The sequence below is a fragment of the Anaerostipes sp. Marseille-Q3525 genome (assembly GCF_018223505.1).
Lineage (GTDB): Bacteria > Bacillota > Clostridia > Lachnospirales > Lachnospiraceae > Anaerostipes > Anaerostipes amylophilus.
On the sequence record NZ_JAGTTT010000001.1, the window covers coordinates 127,742 to 151,535 of the forward strand.

Sequence of the window (23,794 nt, forward strand, 5' to 3'; positions counted from 1 at the left end):
GAGAAGCATATTTATGGAATTGATTCGGTTAGAAAATGTAAAGAAAATATATAAGACAGGAGAGGTGATCACCAAAGCCGTAGACGGGATTGATTTTACGGTGAATAAGGGTGAGTTTGCCTTGATCATTGGCGCCAGTGGTGCAGGAAAGACTACCGTATTGAATATTTTAGGTGGTATGGATACTGCAACTAGTGGCGCTGTTTTTGTAGATGGAAAAGATATCTCCAAATGGAATAAAAAACAGCTGACAGGGTATCGTAGAGACGATATCGGATTTGTTTTTCAGTTTTATAATCTGGTTCCAAATCTGACTGCAACAGAGAATGTGGAATTAGCACTTCAGATCAGCAAAGATCCACTGGATGCAGAAGAAGTACTGAAAGATGTAGGACTTGGACATAGATTGAATAACTTTCCGGCACAGTTATCTGGAGGAGAACAGCAGAGAGTATCCATTGCGCGTGCGCTTGCGAAGAATCCCAAGATACTACTTTGTGATGAGCCGACAGGAGCACTTGATTATCAGACAGGAAAATCCATTTTAAAATTACTTCAGGATACTTGTCATAAGAAAGGTAAAACAGTTGTGGTTATTACACATAACCTTGCAATTGCACCAATGGCAGACCGTGTGATCGAGATGAAAAATGGAAAGATCAGTAACATTACGATAAATGACAATCCACAGCTGGTGGAAACGATTGAATGGTAGAAAGAATGGCAGGGAAGTGCGTATGAAAAAGACAGCATTACACAAAGATATATACAGAACGATCACAGGTACGCTTCCAAGATTTCTGTCCATCTTTTTTATTGTGGTACTTGGGGTTGCATTTTATGCAGGTATCCGTGTAACACAGAAAGATATGCATATCACAGCAGACCATCAGTTTGATGATTCGAAACTTATGGACGTGAAAGTGATGGGAACTTTGGGAATATCGAAGGAGAATCTGGAATCGATGAAGAAGCTTTCGAAAACAGCGGATATCGAAGGCGGTCATTCTACAGATGTTATATCAAAGAAGCAGGGAAGTGACGACGAACACGCAGTGAAAGTCGTGGCAGAGACGAAGAAATTAAACCAGATTACGATCGTACAAGGAAAGCTCCCGAAGAAGTCAGGGGAATGCCTTGTGGATGAATGGTATGCGACTCAGAATGGATTAAAAATTGGAGATATTTTGGAGTTATCTTCAGGAACAGAGGATGATCTTAAAGATACCTTAAATGATACGACATATAAGATCACAGCTATTGGAAGATCAGCAGAATATCTGTCAAGATCAAGAGGAAACACAACAATTGGAACTGGAACATTATCTGGATTTATCATTGTTAAGCAATCAGAATTTTCCTCTGACATTTATACAGAAGTTTATCTTACAGCAAAGGGTGCCAAATCAGAAAGAGCATACAGCGATGCATATAAGGATAAAGTAAAAGAGTTAGAAGATCAGCTGAAAGACATTTCTAAGGACGAGAATAAGAAGCGTTTAAGTTCTGTTTGGAAAGAAGCCTCTGATAAGATTTCCAAGAAAGAAAAGACATTTAAAAAAGAACGTAAAAAAGTCTTAAATAAACTAGATAAGGCAGATAAGGAGCTGAAAGATTCAAGACAAAAGATCAATGATTCTAAATCTGAATTAGAACAAAGCAAGAAAAAACTTGCAAGTGCAAAATCACAGATTCAGACAGCGAAAGCACAGTATCAGTCAGGAATCAAACAGATCAGCAGTGCAAGAAAACAGTTAAAGACACAGAAACAGACAATCAAAACAAAAAGCAGCCAGCTTGACACACAGGAAGCTAAAATAAAAGAACAGGAACAGCAGTTAGAGAAAAAAGAACAACAGATCAATCAGGCGTTACAGGCAGGAGCGATCACAGAGCAGGAAGCACAGGCTTCTATGATACAGATCAATGCAGGAAAGCAACAGATAAAGACAGCAAAGGCACAGATCACTTCTGGAAAAAAACAGTTAAAAGCAGCACAGACAAAGATTGTAAATGCAGAAAGAACACTGAATCAGAAAAGCAGTCAGTTAAAGACAGCTAAACAGACAATAGAGTCAAATGAAGCAAAATTAGTAACAGCACAAAAGCAGATTGATTCAGGAGCAACCAAGATCAAAGAAGCAGAAAGAAAGCTTGATGATGGAGAGAAGAAGTTAAAGAAGTCAAGAAAGAAAGCCGAGAAGAAATTAAAAGATGCCGAGAATAAGATCAAAGATGCTAAAGAAGATGTAAAGAATATCAAACAAGGCAAATGGTATATTTTGAATCGTGAAAAGATGCAGTCTTATGTCGAATACGGACAGGAAGCAGACAGAATTGCAGCACTTGGACAGGTTGTTCCAGTTATTTTTTTCTTAGTGGCAGCGTTGGTAAGTTTAACGGCAATGACACGTATGGTTGAGGAACAAAGAACACAGATCGGAATGATGAAAGCTCTAGGGTACAGTGGATTTCATATTGCAATGAAATATGTCAGTTATGCGTTGGCAGCAACACTTACAGGAAGTATTCTTGGGGCAGTGATCGGTGAAAAGCTTCTTCCGTGGATCATTATCAATGCCTATAAGATGATGTATACAGGGCTTGGAGATGTGTATACGCCATTGGAAACAGAATATTCAGTTATGGCAGCAGGACTTGCTGTCGGGGTTGTTGTATTCGCAGTGCTATCTGCATGTTACAAAGAATTAAAAGAGAAGCCAGCACAGCTGATGCGTCCTGTGGCACCGAAAGAAGGAAAACGAATCCTGTTAGAACGGATTCCATTTGTATGGAAACGGTTAAGCTTTATCTGGAAAGCAACGATGCGAAATCTGTTCCGTTATAAGAAACGATTCTTTATGATGATCTTTGGAATTGGCGGCTGTATGGCGTTGTTGCTATTGGGATTTGGAATTAAAGATTCGATTTCAGCAATTTCAAAGAATCAGTACGGAGAGATTATCACCTATGATTTTTCTATCACATACAAAGATGGAATAAAAAAAGCTAAGAAAGAAGAATTCGTAAACTGGACGAAAAAACAAGATCACATGACAGATTTAATGGAAGTTAGTGAATCTGCGGTAACGATCCGTGCAAATGGTGAAAAACAAGATGCAACGATGATCCTCCCAATGTCAAAAGACGATTTTAACGGATATATTACATTACAGGATAGAAAGAGTAAGACCAAATATAAGTTAGATGATGAAGGAATCATTCTGACAGAGAAAGCAGCATCACTACTCGGTGTGAGCAAAGGAGATACGATAACGATCAAGAAATCAGGTGATCGAAGCATTAAGGCAAAAATCAGTCAGATCACAGAAAATTATCTGCAACACAAAGTATACATGACACCGAAATTATATGCCAGATTGTATCACAAAAAAGCAGAGCCAACAGGTATATATTGTATCGAAAAGAATATATCTAAGAAAAAGATGCAGGAAAATGGAAAGAAGATTCTTACAAAAGATGAGGCTTCAGCACTTCATTTTTCATCTGATGACGCAAAGACGATGGAAGATATGGTAAATAATCTAAATATTGTTGTTGTTGTATTAATCGTATCAGCAGGATTACTTGCATTTGTGGTATTATATAACTTGAATAATATCAATATTTCAGAGCGAAGAATGGAACTCGCAACGATCAAAGTGCTAGGATTTTATGATGGAGAAGTCGGCGCTTATGTTTATCGTGAGAATATTTTGTTGACGATCTTAGGAACGATCGCAGGAATTATTTTGGGGATTCTTTTACACAAATATGTAATCTTTACAACGGAAGTCGACTTGATCATGTTTGGAAGACAGATTTATCTTCCAAGCTATGTTTACAGTATTTTACTAACAATTGCTTTTTCGATTCTCGTAAACTTCTTTATGTATTTCCAACTAAAGAAGATTGATATGGTAGAATCATTGAAAAGCACAGAGTGACAGAAAGGAAAAGAGACTATGAAAATGAACGAATTAATGATTTATCAGGTGTTTCCACTACGAGCATTAACAGATGGGCAACCTTCCCATGGAATTTTAGAGATGATCGACTGGATTCCACACATTAAGAAATTAGGAATGAATGCTGTTTACTTTTCACCGGTATTTTCATCAAGTGACCACGGATATGATACGAAAGATTATCAGCTGATCGATGAAAGACTTGGAACAAATGAAGACTTTAAGACAATGTGTGATGCGATGCACAAAGAAGGAATTCAAGTGATCTTAGATGGAGTATTTAACCATGTGGGAAGAGAGTTTTTTGCATTTGAGGATGTGAAAGAAAAGAAATGGGACTCTCCATACAAAGACTGGTTTTATATCAATTTTGACGGAAACAGCTGTTATGATGATGGATTCTGGTATGAAGGATGGGAAGGACATTTTGAACTTGTTAAATTAAATCTTGATAATGAGCAGGTTCGAAATTATTTATTAGAATCCGTTGGAAAATGGATGGATGAACTTGGAATTGATGGATTAAGACTTGATGTTGCTTATATGTTAAATAGAAACTTTATGAAAGCATTAGTAGATTTTGTTCACAGCAAGAATCCAGAATTTATAATGATCGGGGAAATGCTTCATGGAGATTACACACAGCTTGTGAATCCGGATTTACTTGATTCTGTAACAAATTATGAATGTTACAAAGGACTTTATTCAAGTTTTAACACACACAATATGCATGAGATCGGATATTCTTTAAATCGTCAGTTTGGACCAGAGGAATGGACATTATATAAAGGACTTCCGTTATATAACTTTGTCGATAATCATGATGTAGAAAGAATTGCAAGTCAGTTAGAGGACAAAGAACATTTACTATTGATCTATGCAATGGAGTTTGCAATGCCAGGGGTTCCCGGAGTGTATTATGGAAGTGAATGGGGAATGGAAGGAAAGAAAGAGCAAGGAAGCGATGACAGCCTTCGTCCAAGAATCCACAAAGAAGACTTAGTGGAAAATGAACTGACAGATTATATTGCAAAGCTTGCAAAGGTAAGAGAGGGGTCACCAGCATTAAAATACGGAGATTATTTACAGTTAGCGATCGCGCCAGATGTTCTTGTTTTTCAGAGAAGAACAAATGAAGACCGTATCATATTTGCAATGAACTGTGGAGATAATGAATTTACAGCACATTTTGATGCACAGGCCGGATGCGGAACAGATCTGATCACAGGAGAATCTGTAGATTTTGGAGGAGGACTTGTGATCAAAGGAAAAACAGCAATGATAATTCGAACAGAAGAGGTATCCCTTCCTTGACTTTTATGTTGAAAACATATAGAATTAGATAAGTGTGAATACACAAAAAATTGAATAAGGAGGAAACCTGTGGTTGGTATTATTATAGCCATTATCGCAACTCTGGTTATCGCTGTACCGGTATCTGTCTATATTGCTAATACAAGAAGCAAGAAGGCGATGGAGATCACAATCGGTAATGCAGAAGATAAAGCAAGAGAGATTATAGATGAAGCAATCAAAGCAGCGGATGCGAAGAAACGTGAAGCTTCTTTGGAAGTAAAAGAAGAAACTATAAAAGCGAGACATGACTTTGAAAAAGAGACAAAAGAACGCAGGGCAGAACTGCAGAAGTATGAGCAGAGAGTTCTCTCTAAAGAAGAGACTGTAGAGAAGAAAGCTACAACATTAGAGCGCAAAGAACAGTCATTAGCATCGAAAGAGAAGAACATTGAAACAGAGAAAGCTCAGTTGCAGGAACTGCAGGCAAAACATCTACAGGAACTGGAAAGAATTTCCGGATTGACCTCTGATCAGGCAAAAGAGCAATTATTATCAGCAGTAAAAGAAGATGTGAAACACGAGACAGCAATGTATGTCAAAGAGATGGAGACAAGAGCGAAAGAAGATGCCAGAAAGAAAGCCAAAGAATATGTGGTAACTGCGATTCAGAAGTGTGCAGTTGATCATGTGGCTGAGACAACGATTTCGTTGGTACAGCTTCCAAACGATGAGATGAAGGGAAGAATCATCGGTCGTGAAGGACGTAATATCCGTTCCATTGAGAACGCTACTGGGGTTGAATTGATTATCGATGATACACCGGAAGCAGTTGTACTGTCAAGCTTTAATCCGGTTCGACGAGAGATCGCAAGAATCGCCTTAGAGAAACTGATCGTGGATGGAAGAATTCATCCAGCACGCATCGAGGAGATGGTTGAGAAAGCGACAAAAGAAGTCGAAACTATGATGCGCGAAGAAGGAGAAGCAGCAACATTAGAACTTGGGGTTCATGGAATCCATCCAGAGCTTGTAAGACTTCTTGGAAGAATGAAGTTCCGTACAAGTTATGGACAGAATGCATTAAAACATTCCATGGAAGTTGCACAGTTATCCGGACTTTTAGCAGCAGAGATCGGTGTCGATGTAAGAATGGCCAAGAGAGCAGGTCTGCTTCATGACATCGGTAAATCAATCGATCACGAAGTAGAAGGTTCTCACGTAGAACTCGGTGTGAATCTGTGTAAGAAGTATAAGGAGAATCCAATTGTCATCAATGCAGTGGCATCTCATCATGGTGATGAGGAGCCAGAATCATTGATCGCATGTCTGGTACAGGCAGCTGATGCAATCTCAGCAGCACGTCCAGGTGCAAGAAGCGAGACACTGGAAAGTTATACAACAAGATTAAAACAGCTGGAAGAGATTGCAGACTCCTTCCAGGGTGTTGATAAAACTTTTGCAATTCAGGCAGGTCGAGAAATTCGAGTTATGGTAGTTCCTGAACAAATCAGTGACGATGATATGATCTTACTGGCGAGAGATATTTCAAATCAGATCGAAGAGAATCTGGATTATCCAGGACAGATCAAGGTTAATGTGATCAGAGAGTCACGAGTTGTTGACTATGCGAAATAACAAGAAGCGATAGAGAAATCTATCGCTTTTTCCAATTAATAGGAATATTAACAGTAGAGAATAGATAGAAAAGGAGATAGAATCATGAAAGGATACGAGAAATTAGAACAGCGCCTGATGCATCAAGGAAAAGTTGTTGGATTTTACGAAGATATTGTGAAACTTCCAAGTGGAAAAGTAGTCACATGGGATCTTGTAAAACATAAAGGTGCGGCAGCAGTTGTTCCAGTCACCGACAAAGGAACGATCCTACTTGTAAGACAATACCGCAATGCACTTGATCAGGAAACACTTGAAATTCCAGCTGGAGGAATTGAACCAGGGGAGACACCACTTGAATGTGTCACAAGAGAGATTGAAGAGGAAACAGGATATATTGCAGGACATATGCAACATCTGATGACTGTGATCACAGCGATAGGTTTTTGTGATGAAAAGATACCAATTTATGTTGCAACGGATCTAAAGCCATCGAAGCAGCATCTTGATGAAGATGAGTTTATTGACGTAGAAGAATATACAACAGATGAGATCAAAGATATGATCTTTTCAGGAAAGATTATCGATGCAAAGACGATATCAGGAGTTCTTGGATATCTTAATATGGAGAAGTAAATTTATACATCAGAGAAGCATCTAATAAAATAGAATATAAAAGACAGGCACTGCATATGATATAATGAGGCAGGGAGGGGAAATGTGTGGATAAAGAGAAATTTTTTTCAGGATTATGGATCATAGCAGGTCTGATCCTAGGAAGTTTGTTTACGAATTTTATATATCAGGATTATCTTGCATATGGAGGGCAGGTGCAATATCTGGTATTTCATAATCAGAAATTATATAGTGCAAGCATGAGCTTATTTTTTTATATTCTATTTAAACGTGTGAAACAGTATGCAATGATCTATCTGGCAGGATATTTATTAAAACCATGGATTTTTTTGTACGGATTTACGTTTAGTATGGCATTTTTTCTAGGTTCGATGTTATCACTTCAGATCATACAGATGGGAATGAGAGGATTATTTCTTGTGCTTTTGAGTTTGTTTCCGCAGTTTATTTTATATGGAATGAGCCTTATTTTGCTCATAAAACGAAATTTTCAAGAAGAAAAAAAGGAAGAAATGCTTTATGAAACAAGCAGTTCCTTCCTTCTACGTTATAGTATTCTGTTTGAAATAATATTTATGATACTGGGATGCATTCTGGAAAGTTTCATAAATCCATCGATAATGTCAGGAATGCTGAAACTTTGGAAGTAATGTATCTAGAATCTTGTATTTATTCTATACATAATCTGCCATACGATAAAGCAGGGCAGCAGATTTGTCCCATCCAAGACAAGGGTCAGTGATAGACTGTCCATAAACACCATTACCGATAGACTGGTTACCATCTTCGATGTAACTTTCGATCATGATACCTTTGACAAGATTTTTGATCTCAGGTAAGAAACTTCTGCTGTGGAGAACTTCCTGTACGATACGAGGCTGCTGATCCCACTGTTTACCTGAATTAGAGTGATTTGCATCAACGATAACTGCAGGGTTCTTAAGCTGGAATTTCTCGTACATATAAGCAACACGAGTCAGATCTTCATAATGATAGTTTGGAATATTATTTCCATGACGATTCACGGAACCACGTAAAATGGCATGTGTCAGAGGGTTACCATCTGTTTTGACCTCGTATCCATTGGCAATGAAATCATGCTGGTGCTGTCCAGCAGTGATAGAGTTCATCATAACTGTCAGGTCTCCACCAGTAGGGTTCTTCATTCCAGCAGGGATATCAAATCCGCTGACTGTCAGGCGGTGCTGCTGGTTCTCTACAGAACGGGCTCCAACGGCAACGTAGGATAAAAGGTCATCCATATATGGCCAGTTTCCTGGATAGAGCATCTCGTCTGCGGCAGGCATATGGAATTCTTCTAATGCTTCCATATGAAGTTTACGAACAGAACGAAGACCACTTGCCATATCTGGTGCTTTCTCTGGGTCTGGCTGATGAACCATGCCTTTGTATCCATCACCTGTTGTACGAGGCTTGTTAGTGTAGATACGAGGGATGATCAGTAACTTGTCAGCAAGATCTTTCTGAACTCTTGCCAGACGTCCAAGATAATCCATAACAGCAGTTTCATTATCTGCAGAACAAGGCCCGATGATGACTAAGAATTTATCAGATTTACCTGTAAATACATCACGGATCTCTTTGTCTCTTGCAGCTTTGATTTGTTTTGCTTCTTCACTCAGAGGCATCTCTTCTTTTAATTCCTCTGGAGAAGGCATCTTCGCAATTTTGTGCATTCCCATAGTTGTTTTCTCCTTAACAATTCATACAATAAAGCATTTTGCTTGTGTATATTTTAACAAATAATAATCTTTGTGTAAAGATAAGGAAATATGAAATGATACTTTACAAATAAAACAGAAGTTATTATAATAGAAAATGTGAACAGAAAACACTTTCATTTTCTGGTAATTGAATATTGAAGTAGAGAAGATTGATTCTCCAACTTCAGGGCAGAGTGAGATATCGAAGATATCAATTCTCGACTGGTGGTGATACTCTAAGAGAGATAAGTCCACGAGCGTAAAGCCGATCAGGTTAGAATCCTGAACCAACAGTATAGTCTGGATGAAAGAAGTAGTTGGATGACATGTCTTAAGATATTACGAAGATATAAGATATAAGATATGTGATCAAGTCAGAAGCCCTGTCGTTTATGTAGATAAATGGACAGGATTTTTTCTTGTATAAAACAATTATAAAATTTTGCAAGAACTTCTGGCGGACAAATTTAAAATCTTTAGATAAGAAAGGGAGAATGATCATGTCAGGAGACACAATGACAATGAAAAGAACAAAGTTCAATATCAGAACGATCGCAGTAACAGGTATGTTGGGAGCATTGGCAACAGTGCTGATGTTTTTGGAATTTCCAATTCCTATGTTAATACCACCATTTATCAAGTTTGATTTTTCAGAACTTCCAGCATTATTAGCAGCATATGCGATGGGACCGGTATCTGGAATTGCAGTATGCTTTATCAAGAATGCGATCAACCTTCTTCATACACAGACAGGTGGAGTTGGAGAGCTTTCTAACTTTATCTTAGGCGTATGCTTTGTATTACCAGCAGGACTTATTTATAAGAAAAAGAAAACACAGAAGAGTGCAATGATCGGAGCATTAGCAGGGGCAGTCCTTATGTCAGTCGTCAGCGTATTTTCAAACTACTTTGTTGTATATCCAGTATACACAAACTTCATGCCAATGCAGGCGATTCTTGGTGCATATCAGGCGATCAACAAGAACGTGAAGACATTATGGGATGCACTGATCTGGTTTAATATGCCATTCACATTTATCAAAGGAATGTGCAGTGTAGTGATTACATTCTTTATTTATAAGAAGATTTCCCCAATCTTAAAGGGAACAAGCAGATAAAAATATAATAAAAATGGTGTCGGGATTAAATCCTGACACCATTTTTTTGTACATAGAGTTAAAAATTAATCTTCTAATTTCTTAGCAGCTTTTTCCATAAATGGTTCATCAGCAACGATGAATCTTTCATGAGTACCGATTCCAACACGTCCTTTGTTATCAGTTACTTCGATATGGAATACCAGACGTTTGTGGTCAATCTCAGATAATGAGCAGTGACATTTGATCGTTCCATTGACTGGTGTTGCGGAAACATGTGCAATGTTTAAATTTGTTCCAACACTTGTCTGACCTTCTTCAAGTTTGCCATCTAATAATTTAACAGCGGCTTTCTCAATTAATAAGATCATAGCAGGTGTTGCATAAACAGGAAGGCTTCCACTTCCCCATTCCTTTGCAGTGTTTTCTGGAACTACTTGTTCTGTTAATTCAATCTCGTCTCCAACATGAATGTTCATAATTTTTCTCTCCTAAAATTTCAGTTTATATGTATAATCTTAGTATAGCAAAGTTCGATAAAAAATCCATAGTTTTTTATATTTTAGTGAAAAAATGTACAATGAAGAAGGACTAGACTCAATCAAAAAAATAAGGTATGCTATTGTTAAATTGGAGGTAAAATGTTTTGAAGTTATATTTGATCCGGCATGGAGAAACTGACTGGAATAAAGTACATAGAATTCAGGGAAGTTCAGATATAGAGTTGAATGAATATGGAAGAGAACTTGCATTTATGACAAGAGAAGGACTTCGTCATGTACCATTTGATATAGGATATACCAGTCCATTAAAGAGAGCAAAAGAAACAGGGGAGATCATTTTAGGTGGAAGAAATGTTCCGTTATATGAGGACGAAAGGGTGAAAGAAGCTTGTTTTGGAACGTTTGAAGGAATGACATTAAAAGAATTGGAAGACAGGAATGATCCATTTCTTGATTTTTTTAATGATCCAGTACATTTTGAAACGACTAATGGTTGTGAGACACATAGAGAAGTTATAGGAAGGGCAGTAGAATTTTTGGAAGATATGATTCTGCCGAATGAGAGAAAATATCAGCACGTTGCTGTTTTTTCCCATGGAGCCTGGATACATAGTTTGCTGACTCATATATACGGAAGAGATATCGAGGAATTCTGGCATGCACCAAGACAGGAGAATTGTGGAGTGACAACGATCGAAGTAAAAGACGGAACCTGTCACGTATTAAAGGAGTCAGAGATTTTCTATAATAAGGATGGAGAATAAATTTATGACAAGAAAACAATTTATGGGGGAGTTAAGATCTTCACTAGAGGGAATAGTATCGCCGATGGTAGTACAACAAAATATTGACTATTATGAGAATTATATCAATGAACAGATCAGAAGTGGAAAGACAGAAGCAGAAATTTTAAACGAATTAGGTAGTCCAAGACTGATCGCAAGGTCGATCATTGACGCAGCAGGTGTGGATGATAGTTATGCACAGACAGAATATTATGAGGATAAACAGGAGGAAACTCCAGAGGATATGTTTGGTGGAAATACACATATTTTCACGATGAATTCTACAAAATTTAAACTCGGATGTCTTTTATCCGTGATCATTTTTATTTTCATTATTTACTTACTGTTTCATATATTTAATGCAATGATGATCGTGCTGGGACCAGTGATCATTGTTGGGTTGATCGTTGCCTTAATCATGAATCTTACAGGAAGGTAGTCAGCAAAGAAAGGAAGCAATATGGACATAAACCAGGAAGCATATGCAATTGAACAAGAAGTCGTAGAATTTCGCCGGGCACTGCATCGATGTCCGGAAACAGCATTTCATGAGACTATGACGATGGAATATATCAGAGAACATCTGGAAGAATGGGAGATCTCGTATAAGATTTTTGATCCCTCAGGAATTATTGCAGTTGTTGGTAATGGAAGGAAAGACAGTATTGCACTTAGAGCAGATATGGATGCTCTTGAAGTGGAAGAAGAAACAGGACTTGATTTTGCATCATTAAATCATGGTTGTATGCATGCGTGTGGACATGATGGGCACACAGCGATTCTTATGGCAACAGCGAAGATTTTAAAGATGCATGAGGCAGAATTAAATCGTAGAGTTTATCTTGTGTTTCAGCCAGCAGAAGAAACTGCGGAAGGTGCCAGGTTTATGTTAAAAACAGGAATCCTGGATAGTGTAAAGCGAATTTATGGAGTTCACATTTTCAATGGAATTCCATCCGGAAAGATTTCTCTGGAGGCAGGACCAAGAATGGCGGCGACAAACTGGCTGGCAGTTCATTTATATGGAAAGTCTGGTCATGCAGGAAAGCCACATGAAGGAATTGATACCGCGGTGGCAGTATCATCGATGGTAATGAATATGCAAACCATCGTAAGTAGAAATCTAAATCCATTAGATCCCGCAGTATTAACGATCGGGAAGATTGAAGCAGGAACAGCAAGAAATGTGATTGCGGGAGAAGCTAAGATCGAAGGAACAGCAAGAACATTTTCAAAGCAGGCACAGGAAATGATCGAAGAGAGAGTCAAAGATATTGCAAAAGCCCATGAACAGATGTATGGGATCGATGTCACAGTTGATTTTCAGCCATCAAGTCATGGAGCACTGATCAATGATCCAGAGATTGTAGAAAATGTAATGGAGAAGGCAGGAGAAGTGTTCGATCCGTCAGAATTTACGCATGTTCCTGCGATGATGTTAGGAGAGGATTTTGCTAATTACTTAGAGGAAATCGATGGATGTTTTGCGTTTATCGGAGGTGGAGACCACCCTGCAAATCATCATGGAAAGTTCGATTTTGATGAGAAAGCTTTGATCAGCGGTGTCCGTCTCATGCTGACATTTGTAATTGTATAAGATATAGTTCATGAAAATCTGTTGTAGATGGATACAACATATGTTATAATCAGAAACCAACAGAAACACGCATATTTGATAGAAGAAAAGGTAGGGAAATATGAATTTAGTATACCACAGCACAAGAAACAGTGAAGAAACAGCAACCGCCTCTGAAGCTATTTTAAAAGGATTAACAAGCGATGGAGGATTATTCGTACCAGACAGTATTCCAAAGTTAAATGTAGCATTGGAAGATCTGACAAAGATGTCCTATCAGGAAATTGCTTATGCAGTCATGAAAGAATTCCTTACAGACTTTACAGAAGAAGAATTAAAGACTTGTATTAATAATGCATACGACAGCAAGTTTGACACAGAAGAAATTGCAGTAACAAAGAAAGTAGACGGAGCATATTATCTGGAATTGTTCCACGGGGCAACAATTGCATTTAAAGATATGGCATTATCTATTCTTCCACATTTACTCGTAACATCTGCAAGAAAGAATAACGTTAAGAATGAAATCGTAATCTTAACTGCAACATCTGGAGATACAGGAAAGGCAGCTCTGGCAGGATTTGCTGATGTACCAGGAACCAAGATCATTGTCTTTTATCCTAAGTCTGGAGTTAGTCCAATTCAGGAAAAACAGATGGTAACACAGAAGGGTAACAATACATATGTGATCGGAATCAAAGGAAACTTTGACGATGCCCAGACAGGTGTTAAAAAAATGTTCTCTAACAAAGAGTTAGCGAAAGTTATGAATGATAATGGATTCCAGTTCTCATCTGCGAACTCTATCAATATCGGACGTTTAGTGCCACAGATCGTATATTATGTAAAAGCTTATGCAGATTTATTAAAACAGGGTGCCCTGAAAGCAGGAGAACCTATGAATGTTGTAGTTCCAACAGGAAACTTTGGTAACATCTTAGCTTCTTACTATGCAAAACAGATGGGTATTCCAATCAATAAGTTTGTCTGTGCATCTAATAAGAACAAAGTATTATTTGATTTCTTTGAGACAGGGAAATATGATCGTAACAGAGAATTCTATGTTACAACATCTCCATCTATGGATATCCTGATCTCAAGCAACTTAGAGCGTATGATCTACAGAATCGCAGGAAATGATCCAAAACAGTGTGCAGAATTTATGGCAGCACTTACAAAAGACGGAGAATATGTGATCACAGATGCAATGAAAGCAGAATTATCTGAGTTCTTTGGAGCTTTTGGAAGTGAAGAAGAAACAGCAGTGAAGATCAAAGAAGTATATGACAAAGAAGGATATGTAATGGATACACATACAGCAGTAGCAGCCGTTGCATATGACAAATACAAAGCAGCAACTGGAGATGACAAAACTCCAACAATCATTGCTTCAACAGCCAGTCCATACAAATTTACAAGAAGTGTTATGGATGCGATCGATCCAGCATACGATGCAGAAGATGATTTTGAATTAGTTGATGAACTTAACAAAGTATCAAAGACAGAAATTCCAAAAGCGATCGAAGAGATCAGAACAGCACCAGTACTTCATGACACAGTGTGCGAAACAGTAGCAATGGAAGATGAAGTGAAAAAGATTCTTGGAATCTAAGGAATACATTCTTGTATAATAGAATAAATAAAAGTAAAAAAGCAATTCATAAAAATATGGGTTGCTTTTTTTATGTGAAAATGTTATGATGAACCAAGATAGGGAATAAATGGAAGAGAATACAATATCAGAAAATTCTAAAAACAAATCAAAATGATGATTGATCAATCAAATCAGATAATCCATTCACGACAAGACGATCAAATGATGAATCCAAGGGAAGTTTTGACAACTGAATAAGACCATTTTCTAGTACAGTCCGAAGAGGACATATCCCGCCATGATCTGGAGACAGGGAGCGAACAAGGATATGATAATGAGACTTCTGCATGGTCATGGAGGTGAGTGCAGCCTGTCATAAGAATGAGGGGAGCTGAGATGCTATGAGACAATTCTGTCTGCTGGAGAATGAGGAAAAGAAAAGGCAATAATAAGGAGGGTAGTATTCATGAAGAAAGCAAGAAGAACTCTTATGGCATTGGGTGTTGTAGTATTTTCATTATCAGCAGCACTGACAGCAAAAATAAAGGAAAAATCCGTACTGGCTCAGCTTAATTGTAGCAAAGCAAAGCCAATTACAAGCAGTTGGGGAGATGACAAACATATTTTTTCATCATTTGATGATCAGAAAGCATTAAGTGTGGATGCATCCTATGGATTTAAGATGCATCCAACGGATCAGACGAAGACGATCATTACCAAAGGAAAAGATACCAAGAAACTCCCGGACATTTCTATGCCTGGATTTTTAAAACAATATCTATGGTTTGATACTTCAGAAAACACAGCTGGAAATATACAGATCAAGAAAACGAATATGGAGATTTATCAGTGTGACAAGGATGGAAGCCATGGTAGATGGCAGACATTTGATCTGGTTATGACGATCACGGGAATCGAAAAATATAAGAACATGGAAGGATATGTGGCAGTAGGAGGTGATCTTAGTGGCTGCTCTTATATCGGAATTGAAGAGATGACAATGAAAAGTCAGTTTTTTAAAGCTGGAACGAATATTCCTGTAACGATCAAAAGTAATATGACATTACAGGATATTGATACACACCAGTATATCGGGGTAAAAGCAGATGACATCCATGGAGAATATGTTTCTAAAAACACAAAATTAAGTTATAACAAAGATGGAAATAAGAGTATTTATTATGCTGATTTTTCTGAAAATTATGACAGTGAAGACTTTACATGTGCGGGATTTACATTTGCTTCAGATACGTTTGAATATACATTTGGAAGAATTATGGATGATGGACCAACAAATCAGGAACAATATGTTGGATATGGACAGAACATGGTAAAATTTGATCCACCAGCTCCAAAAAAAGAGATCATAACGTCGAATGGAGAATCAACAGAGCATTACAATTGTCCAGATCTTGCAAAGACATGGACTTATGAAGTAAGCCAGGCAATTGCCGGAGATATTCCGAAAGCCCATTATTTCAGCGGATTTGCATTCGAGGACAATGTAGAAGAATGTCAGAAGATTCTTGATATCAAAGTATATGGAGACAATAAAGATGTCAGTAGTGAATTTGATATCTCACAAAACGGAAATCTTGTAAAAGCCAGATTAAAAGATCCGAATGATCCTGAATTTTATAAGCGCGGTATATATGTATTAAAGATCAAGATCAAGATGAACATTATGAAAGATGCATCGAAAGAGCAGCTTATGGAGTTAAGGAATCTTTGGGAAAAGCATGGACATTATAATGAAAATAAAACAGTTCTTACACAAAATAATAAGGCAAAGACGATCATTGATGGCAAAAACACAATGACGAATGAAGTCAGGGTTGACATAGAACTGCCCAAAAAAGATGAGAGTAATCCGGGCCTTTTGCTTACAAAAGAGACAAAGCAGTATGAATATCAGGCAAAAGATGAGGTTACCTACAAGGTTACTGTGAAAAATAAAAATCCAAAAGCAGGAACAGCATACTTTACGATTCAGGATAGATCATTTGCAGATAATTCCAGAGTTTCGCTAAAGGATATAAAAGTATCAGGAATTCCAGAAGACTGCTACACAATGCAGAAAGAAGGAAACAGCTGGATCTTAAAGTCAAAAGGTGATTATGTTCTTCCGTATGAAAATGAAATCCAGATTGTATACACAATGAAAACATCAGTGGCAGCAAATGGCCAGTTGATCGATAATGAAGCATCTGCATGGGCAGCGGGAATTCCGGAGACAAAAGATCAGGCACAGATATATATCAATTCTCCTAAAAATGATGTTATAAAATCAGCTCCGGCACAGATTTATAAAAAAGGTGATCATGTGGCATATAAGGCAGTGATAACGAATCCAAATCCTGGAACATTTATGAGAGATATAAGAATCGAGGATGAAATCAAAGCAGAAGGGATCCGTATTATACCTGGAACATTATCAGTGATGGCAGATGGTAAAAATATAACATCAAAATGTCAGGCTGAATTTGATGATAACGAAAGAAGTTATACGATACAGACTCCGATCGCATTAAAGAACGGAATAATACCGGTATTCGCTTCTGAATGTGGAAAAAAAGATACAAATTACAATGATCTGTGGATGACGGACAAGATTGAGATCAGCTATCAGGCAGTGATCGAGCAGGATGGACTAGAGGGAAAAGACATAAAAAATGTAATGAAAGTTCCAGCAACAAGAAACAGTAACAAAGAACTGATCCGTGAAGATGCAGATATTCCTTCAGGAGGTGGTGTGGCAGAAGAGATGATCAAGATCAAGGCACCTAAACTTCAGATTCTTAAACAGTCCGATAAAAAGATTTACAGTGTGGAAGAAACAGGAAGTTATAAACTTCATATTAAACAGGGGAAGGAAGGTGTAAAAGCAAAAAATATAATAGTTACAGATGAATTTGAAAAAGAAGGAATGAAGATTTCTGATATTCAAGTCATGTATAACAAACAAGATATTACAGATGAATGTAAAATAGAAGCAAGAGATGGAAATTTTGTTGTAGAAACAGGAAAAGATCTTGGAGACAGTGATTCTATTGATATCATATATAAAGTATTATTTGAAAAAAGAATTGATGGTGCTATAAAAAATACAGCGATCGTACAAAGTGATAACACAGAGCCAGCACAGGATGAAAATACAGTTGTTGTAAAACCTCCAATGTTAAAAATCGAGAAAACATCAGATCATAAGATATATAAAGAAGGTCAGACTGGATCATATAAGATTCGTGTGACACAGAAAAATGAAGGGATGACAGCACATAAAGTTATCATAGAAGATTCATTTGAGAAGAAAGGAATGGATATTGGTATGATCCGTGTAAAATATAATGGGGAAGATATAACAAATCAGTGTGAGATCAGCAGAGATGATACCAGTAGAAAGTTTAAGATCGCCACAGGAAGAGATTTAAGTGATAAGGATGAGCTTCTTGTAATTTATGATACAGCATTTCTTTCAATGATTGATGGAGATATTAAAAATACAGCATTTGCGTACAGTGAGGATGCAGATAAAGTAAGAGATGATATTGTTGTAACGATGGAGGAGAATATTCCACAGCTTTTGATCACAAAGAGAAGCGATAAGACAGTATATAAAGCTGGCGGTATTTGTGAATATCAGATTTTCGTATCACAGATTGTGAAAGATGCAGTTGCAAAGAACATTGTGATCGAAGATAAGATCGATCATAAATATGCAAAGATCATAAAGGAAAGTGTTCATGTTTTTTCACCAGATGAAGCAGATATCACTTCGAAATGCAGGATTGTTGTATCAGATAACAGTTTCAGAATTGAAACAAAAGAAAATCTTACAAATGACCAGAAAATAAAAGTAATCTATCAGGTAAAGTTAAATAACAAAATAATGAAAGATCGAACGATAAAAAATACGGCAAAAGCAAAGGCCGATAACGCAAAAGAAGTGACAGCAGTTCGTGAGATCAAAGTAAGAAAACAGAAAATACCTGAAAATATAACTTATACAAAAAACAAGGGAAATGATTTTCAAAATACAGATACTTCTTCTGGACCAAAAACAGGAGACGAAAGTGATCTTCGATGGATATTTGCTATGGCAGCTGCAGCATTTTCAGGGATTTTACTATTATATCGTAAGAAGAAACATTAAGTCTTGAAAGGCGCTTTTAGGCTGGACGAAAGCAGCTGAATAAGGTACAATGAAAGAAAAACGTTGGGAGTGAGCGTATATGGCAAAAGATTTTTTCGGACGTCTGGAAGAAACTATTTCAACAACAGGAAAAGCAGCTGCACAGAAGGCGAAGGAAGTGGCAGATTCTGCGAAGAGACATAATGATCTGCGAGTGGCGAAAAGAGATTTGAATGATTTGTATCGTCAGGTGGGAGAGAAATATTTTGAAGAACATATGGACTACCCACAGGCAGAATATATTGATCTGTTCAATCTCATCGAGAAACTTAGAGGAGATATTGAGATTCTCAAACAGGAGATTGAAGGCGAAGAAGATGAATTCGAGGATGGCGAAGACATCGAAGAATAATGAAACAAACAAGAACAGCAGAGAAAGCTTGTAAAGAATAATCTTTACAGGCTTTTTTCTATTATGAAGAATTTTTTGGAGGAACATATGATAGATACGATTGGAATGACGGATATTGGAAACGGAAGACCGTCGAATCAGGATGCTTATTTATTAAGGCAGCAGGAAAAGAATGGGAAGCTTTATCTTCTGGCTGTTGTGTGTGATGGAATGGGTGGTTTGAAGAAAGGAGAGATCGCAAGCCGTTATATTGTAGAAGTATTGAAACAGTGGTTTGATGAAACTTTATTTGAAGGATTATATGAAATGGGAATTAATATGATCGAACAAAATCTGATCGATTTGATCCGAAAGATCAATCAGAACCTTTTGTTGATGAGCAGAAAAATGGAAGAAGTCAAATCAATGGGAAGTACGTTAACATTATTATTTGTGGAAGATCACGAATTTTTTGTATTAAATGTTGGAGATTCCAGAACATACTGGTTTGACAGAAATAGAAAATTTGTGACAACAGATCATACGCTGGTAGAACTTGAACTTCGGGCAGGACATTTGACGAAAGAACAGGCAAGAAAAGATCCGAGACGACATATTCTTCTGCAGTGTGTCGGTGTGACGAAGGACGTCAGAGTAGATTGCTATAAGGGAAGACTGCATCCGGGAATGGAATTTTTGCTTTGTACAGATGGATTTTATGGATTACTTGAAGAGGAAGAGATTTATCAGGTGGAAGCGTCCAGGGAACAAATGAAAGAATGGGTAGAAAGATGTTTTCGAAAAGTAAAAAAACGTGGAGAACTAGACAATCTATCCTGTGTGATCGTCAAAGTTCCGAAAGAGAGATAGCTCAAATATACCATAACCGTTATCAGACTCAGAAGCTTTTGGGTGCAGGTGGAATGGGGAAAGTATTTCTTGCAAAAGATTTAAAGACAGGGAAAAAGGTTGCAGTGAAAATACTTAAAGATGAAAATCAGTGGAAACGGGAGAAAGAGATATTAAATCAATTAAAAAATATCAAGGGTATTCCCAAATTATTCCTTGCAGAAAACACCGAAGATCATTTTCTGGTTATGGAATATATTAAAGGACAATCTCTAAAAACATATAAAACAGTCCATGGAAAAATTTCAGAAAAAACTTTGATACTACTTATGTATAAGGTCTGCAAGGTGTTGGAACAGGTTCATAAGAGAGGTGTTGTACATATGGATCTTAAACCAGAGAATATCATACTTCATCCATCAGGACGTCTGTATTTGATCGATTTTGGAGCATCTTCAATGAAAGGAGATTTTCTGACCGGGTATGGAACGAGGATTTATGCTTCCAAACGACAGACAAAAGCAGGAGAAAGAGCTGAATTTTTTATGGATGTCTACAGTATAGGAAAGATCATTCAGCTAAATACAGAACAGAATAAAAAGTATCCTATAGAGAATATCATACAGAAATGTCTTTGTGAGGATGAGAAAAAGAATTATCGGAGCGCCAGAGATATCAAGAGAGATCTTAGAAAAATTGTCTGGAAAAGCAGATCAGAAAAAAGTGTCGTTTTTTTAGCCTGCATTGGCATGATCGGTATTTTGGGTTTTACAGACAGCCACAAAGAAGAAAAATTGAAAGTACAGTCAGTGAAAACATACGAGGATTTCTACAAAAAAGGTATGGTTTATTTTTATGGAAACGAAAGGACAGAGAAAGATCTGACACTGGCCGGTCAATATTTTAAGAAGGAAGAAACAAATAAAAAGAAAACAGAAGCATATCTTCTGCTGATAGAAGTATTAAATGATCCTGAAAAGGAGGTGAAACAAGATGAACTGGTGTCAGCATTAGAAATTTGTCAAAAGGACGTACATGATTTCTGGTCAGCATATTTTTTTATTGATCATTATATTTTGTGGCAGGAAAAACTTCCAGAGTTTGTTGTAAAGAAGGCAGAAAAACTGCTTTATAAGACAGAAAAGTTCAGACTTAAGGAAGAACAAAAAAAGATGCTGGAAAAACAAAAGATCGATCTGTATGAGATTAAGGCAAAAAGAGGAGATGATAAGCTTTTTTTTCAAGAGACTGACAGAGTGTTTCATGAGAAATTAGAGAAAAATGAAGCATGGGAAATATATGAGAGAAAGTTATCGTATCTTAGAGAAAAATCTGTGAATATTGGAAATGAGTATGAACGTTTTATAAAACATTATCCAAAAGTCATGGAAGCTTATATTGAATATGGAATTTATCTATGCCAGAAAAACCAGATAGAGAAGGCAAAGGATGTTTATCTGCAGGGACTAAAACAGACAGGAATGACAAGTAACAGAGCAAAAGCGTTGAGGAGGAAACTTGGATTATGAAGAGAAAACATAAAATACTGATGACCATGACAGCCATACTATTTCTCCTTTTATCTGCAATACCTGCTGATACCAAAGGAATGGAAGAGACAGCAGTCTGGGATATTACATGGAAAGGAACTGGGGAAGAACCATTTTTTCGAAGCAGCGTGGTAATGGAAGTAGATCTGAAAGGATCCTGTACAAAAGATGATATTATGATTTTTGTAAACCGGCAGAAGTGGGAAGGAGAATGGGATTATGAACAAACTTTGAAGATGACATTTTATGAAGAAGGAAATTATGAGATTCATCTGATTCATAGAAATGGATATGAGGAAACAAGAAAAATCACGATAGAACTGAGTAATCCAATGATACCAAAAGTTGACAGTGGATCATACACGGCAGGAAAATGGACCAATCAGGATATTTTACTTGAAGCACATGGTTCAAAAGCAGTTTCGAAAATTTCTCACTATGAATATAAGACTGGTAATAATGAGTGGAGATCAATGAAATATGGCAGACTAGAGTTGAAACGTGATATGGATGATTTTGTTTTGATCAGAGCAGTTTCTAATGCAGGAAGATATAGTGAAATTCAAAAAATCTGGTGCCGTTTATGGAAAAAGAAGCCGCAGTTATTTAAAATAACGTGCAGTGAGAGATCTCTAAATGGATGGTATGGAAAGATTCCTGAATTTACATATGAATCAGAACAGGCGGAAGGACCTCTGGTACACGTTTATGCACAATTAACTCAGCTTCAGACAGGTCAAATACAGACAGAAACAGATCAGATTCCACAGATTAAAAAAGATGGAAAGTATCAGCTGAAAATATGGACAAAGGATGAAGCAGGAAATAGATCTGAAAATAGTTTCCATACAGTTTGTTTTTTGGATACAAAGAAGCCAGAAATATTGATACGATCTCAAAATGAATTTCAAAAAGTCAGCAGATATCAGAAAGTAAAGATAAGGATCAAGGATGAAAATCTCCAAAAAAATGCTGTAAAAGTTATAACTTCTGGGAAGCAGATGAAAGGTTTTGTTCAAAAAGGAGAATATTATGAGAGTGAAGTAGTATTTGACCGGAATGGTAAGCATAATCTTTTGGTTCAAGTGGAAGATATGGCAGGAAATGTGTCGATCAGTGAGGAAAAAGTATTTAAGATTGATATGAAAAAACCTGAAATTTATATTAGTGGGATAAAAAATAATAAGTCCTATAAAACATTTGTAAATGTAAAACTACATGTAAAAGATGAAAATCTGGATGAAAAGCAGACAAGAATTTATCTGAATGGGAAAAGATGGATACCGGATAAGATAAAAGACGATGGGTATTATGTATTACGAGTGGAAGCTTTAGATCTGGCAGGAAATCAAAATGTTGTGACAAAGAAATTTACGATCAACAAAAAGGGCGTTCATATTTATTTTTTGCAGAAAATACTTGCAGGAAAGAATATTTCAGAGAAAAGTTTTAGACCGGGATTTCAAGTTGTAAGTTTAGAGCCTGTACAGGTAACAGAATTTCTTATGAATGGGCAGAAGGTTTCATATGAATGGGAAAAAGATAAAGTTTATATAAAACAGCCAATTACAGAGAATGGAAATTATAGGATAAGTCTTAATGCGGTAGATGCAAATGGAGAACGGGTATCAAGTAAAAAGATTACATTTTTTTATGATACAAAAAAACCAGTGATCCAGATGAGTGGTCTTAATGAAAAGAGTGAATGTGATTATGGAACAATCGTTGCAGTATCTCTGGAAAATAAGAAAGATTATTGGACAAAGGTAAAGCTGGATGAAAAAGAAATAAAAAATTTAACAAACAAAATATCTTTTAAGAAGCTGGAACCAGGGATTCATGTGCTAAAACTTCAAGCAAAAGATGCAGCTGGAAATGTAACAAACAAAAGAATAAAGTTTGCGGTAACCAAAATCCTGCCACATCCGGTCAAGCAAATGGTAGAAAAAGATCAGAAAAAGGAGACAAAAGTCAAGGACAAAAGAGAAAAGTCGATGCTTGGCTTATGGATAGCTGCAGGCATGGTTGGTGTTATATCAGCAGCATGGCTGTTTTACAGAAAATATTCAAAATAACAAG

General features: G+C 37.0%; 18 protein-coding genes and 1 riboswitch. Of the genes, 16 read left to right on the forward strand and 2 right to left on the reverse strand.

The window, feature by feature from the left end; translation table 11 throughout:
- The first annotated feature begins 13 nt into the window (after nucleotides 1–13).
- The 6 genes from KE503_RS00680 (at nucleotide 14) to KE503_RS00705 (ending at nucleotide 8,164) form a co-directional block, all read left to right on the forward strand.
- On the forward strand, nucleotides 14–715 hold the full coding sequence (locus KE503_RS00680; protein WP_022374144.1) for an ABC transporter ATP-binding protein: 702 nt from the start codon (nucleotides 14–16) through the stop codon (nucleotides 713–715).
- 22 nt (nucleotides 716–737) lie between these two features.
- Nucleotides 738–3,947, forward strand: coding sequence for an ABC transporter permease (locus KE503_RS00685; protein WP_212384271.1), 3,210 nt, complete (start codon nucleotides 738–740; stop codon nucleotides 3,945–3,947).
- An 18-nt stretch (nucleotides 3,948–3,965) separates the two neighbouring features.
- Complete coding sequence (locus tag KE503_RS00690) at nucleotides 3,966–5,282, forward strand: alpha-amylase family glycosyl hydrolase (protein WP_212384272.1); 1,317 nt, start codon at nucleotides 3,966–3,968, stop codon at nucleotides 5,280–5,282.
- A 69-nt stretch (nucleotides 5,283–5,351) separates the two neighbouring features.
- Nucleotides 5,352–6,899 (forward strand): ribonuclease Y, encoded by a 1,548-nt coding sequence (gene rny / locus KE503_RS00695; protein WP_055198362.1) that lies wholly within the window; start codon nucleotides 5,352–5,354, stop codon nucleotides 6,897–6,899.
- A gap of 84 nt (nucleotides 6,900–6,983) precedes the next feature.
- Nucleotides 6,984–7,514, forward strand: coding sequence for an NUDIX hydrolase (locus tag KE503_RS00700; RefSeq protein WP_055198361.1), 531 nt, complete (start codon nucleotides 6,984–6,986; stop codon nucleotides 7,512–7,514).
- 86 nt (nucleotides 7,515–7,600) lie between these two features.
- A complete protein-coding gene (locus KE503_RS00705; RefSeq protein ID WP_022374967.1) occupies nucleotides 7,601–8,164 on the forward strand; it encodes a hypothetical protein in 564 nt (187 codons plus the stop codon).
- A 24-nt stretch (nucleotides 8,165–8,188) separates the two neighbouring features.
- Here the strand turns inward: KE503_RS00705 and KE503_RS00710 are convergent, their stop codons facing one another.
- On the reverse strand, nucleotides 8,189–9,217 hold the full coding sequence (locus KE503_RS00710; protein WP_055198357.1) for a 3-deoxy-7-phosphoheptulonate synthase: 1,029 nt from the start codon (nucleotides 9,215–9,217) through the stop codon (nucleotides 8,189–8,191).
- Between the two features lie 197 nt (nucleotides 9,218–9,414).
- Nucleotides 9,415–9,558, forward strand: a riboswitch (FMN riboswitch).
- A gap of 180 nt (nucleotides 9,559–9,738) precedes the next feature.
- On the opposite strand from KE503_RS00710, the gene KE503_RS00715 reads away from it, so the two are divergent.
- Nucleotides 9,739–10,356 (forward strand): ECF transporter S component, encoded by a 618-nt coding sequence (locus KE503_RS00715; RefSeq protein WP_055198355.1) that lies wholly within the window; start codon nucleotides 9,739–9,741, stop codon nucleotides 10,354–10,356.
- Nucleotides 10,357–10,421: 65 nt separating this feature from the next.
- Here KE503_RS00715 and KE503_RS00720 read toward each other — a convergent pair whose 3' ends face one another.
- On the reverse strand, nucleotides 10,422–10,814 hold the full coding sequence (locus KE503_RS00720) for a thioesterase family protein (protein ID WP_212384273.1): 393 nt from the start codon (nucleotides 10,812–10,814) through the stop codon (nucleotides 10,422–10,424).
- Between the two features lie 167 nt (nucleotides 10,815–10,981).
- Between KE503_RS00720 and KE503_RS00725 the strand changes: the two genes are divergently transcribed.
- The 9 genes from KE503_RS00725 (at nucleotide 10,982) to KE503_RS00765 (ending at nucleotide 23,790) form a co-directional block, all read left to right on the forward strand.
- Entirely contained in the window at nucleotides 10,982–11,602 is a 621-nt protein-coding gene (locus KE503_RS00725) for a histidine phosphatase family protein (RefSeq protein WP_117944328.1), read from the forward strand.
- A 4-nt stretch (nucleotides 11,603–11,606) separates the two neighbouring features.
- Nucleotides 11,607–12,062: a DUF1700 domain-containing protein gene (locus tag KE503_RS00730; protein WP_212384274.1), complete on the forward strand. Its 456-nt coding sequence runs from the start codon at nucleotides 11,607–11,609 to the stop codon at nucleotides 12,060–12,062.
- Nucleotides 12,063–12,083: 21 nt separating this feature from the next.
- On the forward strand, nucleotides 12,084–13,220 hold the full coding sequence (locus tag KE503_RS00735) for a M20 metallopeptidase family protein (RefSeq protein WP_055198351.1): 1,137 nt from the start codon (nucleotides 12,084–12,086) through the stop codon (nucleotides 13,218–13,220).
- A gap of 100 nt (nucleotides 13,221–13,320) precedes the next feature.
- On the forward strand, nucleotides 13,321–14,811 hold the full coding sequence (gene thrC, locus KE503_RS00740) for a threonine synthase (protein WP_212384275.1): 1,491 nt from the start codon (nucleotides 13,321–13,323) through the stop codon (nucleotides 14,809–14,811).
- Nucleotides 14,812–15,259: 448 nt separating this feature from the next.
- Nucleotides 15,260–18,946 (forward strand): LPXTG cell wall anchor domain-containing protein, encoded by a 3,687-nt coding sequence (locus KE503_RS00745; protein WP_212384276.1) that lies wholly within the window; start codon nucleotides 15,260–15,262, stop codon nucleotides 18,944–18,946.
- Nucleotides 18,947–19,025: 79 nt separating this feature from the next.
- Nucleotides 19,026–19,337 carry a hypothetical protein gene (locus KE503_RS00750; protein WP_022375012.1) on the forward strand — a complete coding sequence of 104 codons (312 nt, stop codon included), beginning with the start codon at nucleotides 19,026–19,028 and terminating at the stop codon, nucleotides 19,335–19,337.
- A gap of 87 nt (nucleotides 19,338–19,424) precedes the next feature.
- Complete coding sequence (locus KE503_RS00755; protein ID WP_022375013.1) at nucleotides 19,425–20,186, forward strand: PP2C family protein-serine/threonine phosphatase; 762 nt, start codon at nucleotides 19,425–19,427, stop codon at nucleotides 20,184–20,186.
- Nucleotides 20,108–21,694, forward strand: coding sequence for a serine/threonine protein kinase (locus KE503_RS00760; RefSeq protein WP_212384315.1), 1,587 nt, complete (start codon nucleotides 20,108–20,110; stop codon nucleotides 21,692–21,694). Before KE503_RS00755 ends, KE503_RS00760 begins: the two co-directional genes overlap by 79 nt.
- Nucleotides 21,691–23,790, forward strand: coding sequence for an Ig-like domain repeat protein (locus tag KE503_RS00765; RefSeq protein WP_212384277.1), 2,100 nt, complete (start codon nucleotides 21,691–21,693; stop codon nucleotides 23,788–23,790). Before KE503_RS00760 ends, KE503_RS00765 begins: the two co-directional genes overlap by 4 nt.
- Nucleotides 23,791–23,794 lie beyond the last annotated feature (4 nt).